The organism is Roseomonas chloroacetimidivorans, assembly GCF_049629625.1.
GTDB lineage: Bacteria > Pseudomonadota > Alphaproteobacteria > Acetobacterales > Acetobacteraceae > Roseomonas > Roseomonas chloroacetimidivorans.
In genome coordinates, this window is record NZ_JBNBZS010000165.1 from 1 (window position 1) to 6119 (window position 6119).

Consider the following 6119-nt stretch of genomic DNA (forward strand, 5'->3'; position numbering starts at 1 on the left):
CACGCCGAGATCGGCGGGCTTGATCGTCTCGATCGGCTTCTTGCGGGCCTTCATGATGTTCGGAAGGCTGGCGTAGCGCGGCTCGTTCAGGCGCAGGTCGGTGGTGACGATGGCCGGAAGCTTCAGCCTCACCGTCTCCAGGCCGCCATCGACCTCACGGGTGACATTGGCGGCACCGTCGGCGATCTCGACCTTGCTGGCAAAGGTGCCCTGGCCCCAGCCGAGGAGGGCGGCCAGCATCTGGCCGGTGGCGTTCATGTCGTCATCGATGGCCTGCTTGCCGAGGATGACCATCTGCGGGCCCTCCTTCTCGACAATGGCCTTGAGCAGCTTGGCCACCGCGATCGGCTCGACCGTCTCGGCCACCTCGACCAGGATGCCGCGGTCGGCGCCCATGGCCAGCGCCGTGCGGATCTGCTCCTGCGCCTGGGACGGGCCGATGGAGACGGCCACGATCTCGGTCGCGACGCCTCTCTCCTTCAGGCGCACGGCCTCCTCGACGGCGATCTCGTCGAAGGGGTTCATGGACATTTTGACGTTGGCGGTCTCGACGCCGGTGCCATCCGGGCGGACCCGGACCTTCACGTTGTAGTCGACCACGCGCTTGACGGGGACGATAATTTTCATCGCTGCGGCATGCCCTGGGGGATGACGGTCCTGACAAGGGTGGAATCCAGCGACTCGTACTCATGATAGCCGATGGTCTCGTAGAGCTGCGCCCGGGTCTGCATCCGGTCCACCATGCCCTGCGTGCCGCCGTCGCGGTTGATGGCGGCGTAGAGCTCCTCCATGGCGCGATTGGCAACCCGAAGATGGGAAACCGGCCAGATCACCATGGCGTAGCCCATCTCCTCGAACTCCTTGTCCGTGAAGAAGGGCGTGCGGCCGAATTCCGTCATGTTGGCCAGCAGCTTCACCCCGGGCATCCGGCGGGCGAACTCGCGGAACATCTCGGCGGTGTTCAGGGCCTCGGGGAAGATCGCGTCCGCCCCGGCCTCCATGTAGAGCTTCGCGCGGGCGACCGCGCCGTCCATCCCCTCACTCGCCGCCGCGTCGGTGCGGGCGATGATGTAGAGATGCTTCCGTGCCCGGCGCGCCGCCGCGACCTTGGCCGCGAAGTCATGCGGGTCCGCCAGCTTCTTGTCGTTCAGGTGGCCGCACTTCTTGGGCAGCAACTGGTCTTCCAGCTGGACCGCCGCCGCGCCCGCATCCTCGAAGGAGCGGACCATGTTCATGACATTCAGGGCTTCGCCATAGCCCGTGTCGCCGTCGACCAGCGCCGGCAAGGCCGAGGCGCGGAAGACCTGGCGGATGTGCCAGCACACATCCTCCACCGTGATCATGCCGAGGTCTGGCAGGCCCATATTGGCCGACATGGCGGCGCCGGAGATGTAGAGCGCCTCGAACCCCGCCCGCTTGGCCAGCAGCGCCGCCATGCCCGTATGCGCGCCCGGCATGCGCAGGATGCCCGGGCGGTCCAGCAGCGCGCGGAACCGCTGCCCGGCCGGGGCATCCGGCAGGGCGTCACCGATCACGTAGGGCATCAGCCACGCTCCGTCAGTGGCACAAAGGCGCGCGGCTCAGGGCCTGTGTAGTTCGCCGCCGGGCGGATAATCTTGCCGTCCGCACGCTGCTCTAACACATGCGCGCTCCACCCCGCGGTGCGGGCGATTACGAAGAGCGGCGTGAACATCGCCGTCGGCACGCCCATCATGTGGTAGGATACCGCCGAATACCAGTCGAGATTGGCAAACATCCGCTTTGTTTCGGCCATCACCCACTCGATGCGTTCGGCAATGTCGACCATCCTGCGGCTGCCCGCCTCGTCCGAGAGCTCGAGCGCGACGCGTTTGATCACCTCGTTGCGCGGGTCGGCGATAGTGTAGACCGGGTGGCCGAAGCCGATCACCACCTCCTTTGCCTCCACCCGGCGCCGGATGTCGGCCTCGGCCTCGTCAGGGTCCGCGTAGCGCTTCTGCACCTCGAAAGCGACCTCGTTCGCGCCGCCGTGCTTCGGCCCCCGCAGCGCGCCGATTCCGCCCGTGATGGCGGAGTAGAGGTCCGACCCCGTCCCCGCGATCACCCGGCAGGTGAAGGTGGAGGCGTTGAACTCGTGCTCGGCGTAGAGGTTCAGCGAGGTATGCATCGCCCGTACCCAGCTCTCCCGCGGCCGGTACCCGTGCAGCAGGTTCAGAAAGTGCCCGCCGATGCTGTCCTCCTCGCTATCCACTTCGATCCGGCGTCCGTTCAGTGCGAAGTGGTGCCAGTAGAGCAGTATGGAGCCGAGCGAGGCCATCAGCCGGTCCGCGATGTCGCGCGCGGCCGGTGGTGCATGATCGTCCTTCTCCGGCAGCGCGCAGCCGAGCGCTGAGACGCCCGTCCGCATAACGTCCATCGGGTGGGAGGCCGCTGGTAGCGTCTCCAGTGCCGCCTTCACCGTCGCCGGAAGCCCGCGTAGGGAGCGGAGCTTGGCCTTATAGCCGCGCAACTCCGGCTCCGTCGGCAACGACCCGTGAACGAGGAGGTAGGCGATCTCCTCGAACTCGCACTGTCCGGCCACGTCCAGGATGTTGTAGCCCCGGTAGTGCAGGTCGTTCCCCGAGCGCCCGACGGTGCAGAGCGCCGTGTTCCCCGCCGTGACGCCCGACAGCGCCACGGATTTCTTCGGCTTGTTGGCTACGGTCGTCCCGCTTGTGCTTTCGCTCATCGCTATTCCTCCCCGGTCATGCCCTAAAGCCGAAGATGCCGCCGCGCGTCACCGTATCCAGCTTACCCTGGGGCACGGCGACGTTCAGGCCGATCAGGTCCGACGCGCTCAGTGAGGGCAGGCGCTGCACCAGATCCAGGAAGCGCCGTGACTCGCAGGGGTCGATCAACCCCTCTGTCAACGTCTCGAATTTGCGGATGTAATCGGCCCGCCCCCACGGCGTCGCGCCCAGCGTATGCGCGTTCGCCACAGCCAGCTCGTCGGCGATGACGGTGCCGTTCTTCAGCCGGATCTCCACCCGCCCGCCGAACGCCTTCACGTTCGGGTCGCGCGAGTGATAGCGCTCCGTCCACTTCGGGTCTTCCAGCGTGCGGATTTTGTGCCACAACCGCACCGTGTCCGGCCGCGCCGCACGCTCGGGCGCGTAGGAGCGGACGTGGTGCCATTTGCCGTCCTGCAGGGCCACAGCCAGGATATACATAATGGAATGATCTAGCGTCTCGCGGCTGGCCGTCGGGTCCATCTTCTGTGGGTCGTTCGCCCCGGTGCCGATGACGTAATGGGTGTGGTGGCTCGTCTCCACCACAATCTCCTGCACCGCGTCCCAATTGAACACCTTCTTCCCCATCCGGAAAGCTAGATCGATCAGCGCCTGGGACTGGTATTCGGCAGAGTGCTCCTTCGTGTAGGTGTCGAGGATAGCGCGCTTGGCTTCACCCGGCGCGGGCAACGGCACGCGGTAGTGCGCGTCCTTGCCGTCCAGCATCCGCGCGATCACGCTATCCTCGCCCTCGTAGATGGGGGAGGGAGCACCCTCGCCCAGCATGGCGCGGTCAACCGCCTCAATCGCCAGCTTGCCCGCGTGGCTCGGCGCGAAGGCCTTCCAGGAGGAGATCTCCCCCTTGCGGCTCTGGCGCGTCGCCGTGGTTACGTGCAGCGCCTGCTGCACGGATTGGTAGATGATCTCCGGATCCAGCCCCAACATCGTGCCGATCCCCGCTGCGGCCGAGGGGCCGAGATGGGCGACGTGGTCAATCTTGTGCTCGTGCAGGCAGATGGCACGCACCAGGTTCACCTGGATCTCGTAGCCCGTTGCGATGCCCCGCAGCAGTGCCGCGCCGTCGCATCCGCATTGCTGTGCGACCGCCAGGATTGGCGGGATGTTGTCGCCGGGGTGGGAGTAGTCTGCCGCGAGGAAGGTGTCGTGATAGTCCAGCTCCCGGACCGCTGTGCCATTCGCCCAGGCGGCCGATTCGGCGTGCACCCGCACATCCGGACCGAGGCCGAAGACGGTGGCGCCGCCCTGACGCGGATGCGCCAGCGCCTGGGCGCGGGCTGCGGCCACGGGATGACGGTTGACTGAGGCGATGGCGACGGAGGCGTTATCGATCATTCGGTTCACGATCATCTCGCCAACCTCGACCTCAACCGCTACCGGATCGGCGGCCACGGCCGCGATCTTCCAGGCCAGCTGGTCCTCACGCGCTAGTCGGGCCGCCTCTGGGTGCACCTTGACGTCATGGATTACCATCAAAAACATTTCCTTCTTAGTAGGCGAGTGGCGGTGGGCGATCTCACCTGCAATACAAAAGGGTTCAGGCCCAGTGGACCGTTCAACGTAGTGCCTTAGCAGCTCCGTCTGAGTTACTGTTTGAGAATGTAGTCGGACCAGCCTGCGAGCGATCTCCACGCCGGCTGGGCGCGTTCTGGCTCGCCGATAGACCCGCTATGTGCTTCCTCGGCCTGCGCCGCCCGGCGCGCGAATCTCTCACTGGTCCTCCGCCACTGCATCTGAACACGGGCACTGAGTACCCGGTCCGCCGTTCGCGTCGCCCTATCCGTTACCCCAGTTAACGCGACCTATCAATTGGCTCAAAGGACCGTCCAAAATAAATCGGTAAGTCTGGGCGTGGTGATTGGTTGATCTTGGCGCCAGGCATCGCATCTCTGCACGATCTAACGCGTCCGCAGCTAGCGCCAGCCCGTGTTCGACATTATCACCTATCGTGGTGCTTTCGGGCGTTTGTAAGTACGTTGGATTGAAGCGGCGTTCTCAATTCTGTCTCTGGCTTTGAGTGGAATGACCGCCGTTGATGCTGCGTACCGCCGTGCTCTCACTCGTGAGGATGGGCGGCACCTCCAACGTTGTCGCCCGGTCTCCCATGGGCTGGCGCGTATTGCGCAATCGCCTTAACCCGAAGTTTGACGATAGAGAAATGCGCCGTCGGATCGTCGGTCTCGCATCACTAAACCGTCACTGCGAAGGTAATGCAGATGAGCCAGAGCCTCACCAATCATAAACCCCATCTGGCTGACCGCCGTTACGTGCGGGAACATCAACCTTGCAGCGTCGAAAGCAGTGATTGGCTTCGCGCAGGCCTGGAGAAGCGAGCTGAGCCGCTCGGCATGATGGGCCGTCAGCGCAGCGATCCGCGCGTGCAGTCCCCCGAACGGCTCACCGTGTGAGGGCAAACAGAGCGTCCCCTCTTTGATTTCTTTGAGGTCCTCCAGGGAAGCCAAAAAGTTCCGAAGTGGGTCCTCCTCGGGCTCGGAACCCTGGACACCGATAAACGGCGAGATTCGGGGCAGAACCTGATCAGCGGCAATGAGAATGCCTAGGGCAGGGCAGTGCAGGAGCGTCATTGCAGGGGCATGTCCCTCTCCGACTCTCACCTGCCAGTTCCGACTGCCAGCCTGGATAATCTGGCCGGCGTGGATGGGGCGGTACGCACGTGGTAGTGGGACTACATCGGCTTGGTAGAAGCCTCCGCGGGCGGATAGGTATTGCAGAAATTCCGCCGGCGCTCCCGCGTTCCTCGCAGTGTTAAGGTGCTGCTCCCGCAGTCGTTCGTCACCATCGAGCAGAAGCACCCGGGCCTGCAGGAACTCCGCCCGGGCCATCAACAGTGGTGCATCCCATCGTTCACAAAGCCAACCACCTAGACCCGCATGATCGGGATGAAAGTGCGTCAGCAACACCCTGGTGATTGGGCGCCCTCCAAGAACTCGCTCAAAGATATCTTCCCACGCCGCGAGAGTTGTTGCGCTGTTAACGCCTGCATCGACCGCGAGCCAACCCTGCCCGTCCTCGATAAGCCAAAGATTTACGTGCCATGGCGGGAAGGGGAGGGGCATTCGCGCCCAATGCAGACCTGGTACGATCTCCAAGGTCGCGCCAAGCGGCGGTGGTCCGGCGGGTATAGCAGGGTTGGCGTGCTCTGCGGGGCCAGCGAGGCTCATCGCTGCGGCATGCCCTGGGGGATGACGGTCCTGACAAGGGTGGAATCCAGCGACTCGTACTCATGATAGCCGATGGTCTCGTAGAGCTGCGTCCGGGTCTGCATCCGGTCCACCATGCCCTGCGTGCCGCCGTCGCGGTTGATGGCGGCGTAGAGCTCCTCCATGGCGCGAT

The 6119-nt window shown here is 64.6% G+C and carries 5 protein-coding genes; all 5 read right to left on the reverse strand.

Annotation, left to right across the window (positions count from 1 at the left end):
- Nucleotides 1-627, reverse strand: a 627-nt coding sequence (locus ACO1BU_RS35580) for an electron transfer flavoprotein subunit beta/FixA family protein (RefSeq protein WP_424140611.1), incomplete at its 3' end; no start/stop codon positions are given.
- The gene (gene prpB, locus ACO1BU_RS35585; protein ID WP_424140612.1) at nucleotides 624-1544 is read right to left on the reverse strand and encodes a methylisocitrate lyase; all 921 of its coding nucleotides are present in this window, start codon (nucleotides 1542-1544) and stop codon (nucleotides 624-626) included. The genes ACO1BU_RS35580 and prpB, both read right to left, overlap by 4 nt.
- The gene (gene prpC / locus ACO1BU_RS35590) at nucleotides 1544-2707 is read right to left on the reverse strand and encodes a bifunctional 2-methylcitrate synthase/citrate synthase (protein WP_424140613.1); all 1164 of its coding nucleotides are present in this window, start codon (nucleotides 2705-2707) and stop codon (nucleotides 1544-1546) included. Before prpC ends, prpB begins: the two co-directional genes overlap by 1 nt.
- Before the next feature lie 16 nt (nucleotides 2708-2723).
- Nucleotides 2724-4238, reverse strand: coding sequence for an MmgE/PrpD family protein (locus ACO1BU_RS35595; RefSeq protein WP_424140614.1), 1515 nt, complete (start codon nucleotides 4236-4238; stop codon nucleotides 2724-2726).
- A gap of 659 nt (nucleotides 4239-4897) precedes the next feature.
- On the reverse strand, nucleotides 4898-5947 hold the full coding sequence (locus ACO1BU_RS35600; protein WP_424140615.1) for an MBL fold metallo-hydrolase: 1050 nt from the start codon (nucleotides 5945-5947) through the stop codon (nucleotides 4898-4900).
- Nucleotides 5948-6119: the final 172 nt, after the last annotated feature.

Bases quoted from the DNA above. Each gene is read 5' to 3' on its own strand.
- prpB (WP_424140612.1), bottom strand. From the start codon at position 1,544: ATGCCCTACGTGATCGGTGACGCCCTGCCGGATGCCCCGGCCGGGCAG.
- prpC (WP_424140613.1), bottom strand. From the start codon at position 2,707: ATGAGCGAAAGCACAAGCGGGACGACCGTAGCCAACAAGCCGAAGAAA.
- ACO1BU_RS35595 (WP_424140614.1), bottom strand. From the start codon at position 4,238: ATGGTAATCCATGACGTCAAGGTGCACCCAGAGGCGGCCCGACTAGCG.
- ACO1BU_RS35600 (WP_424140615.1), bottom strand. From the start codon at position 5,947: ATGAGCCTCGCTGGCCCCGCAGAGCACGCCAACCCTGCTATACCCGCC.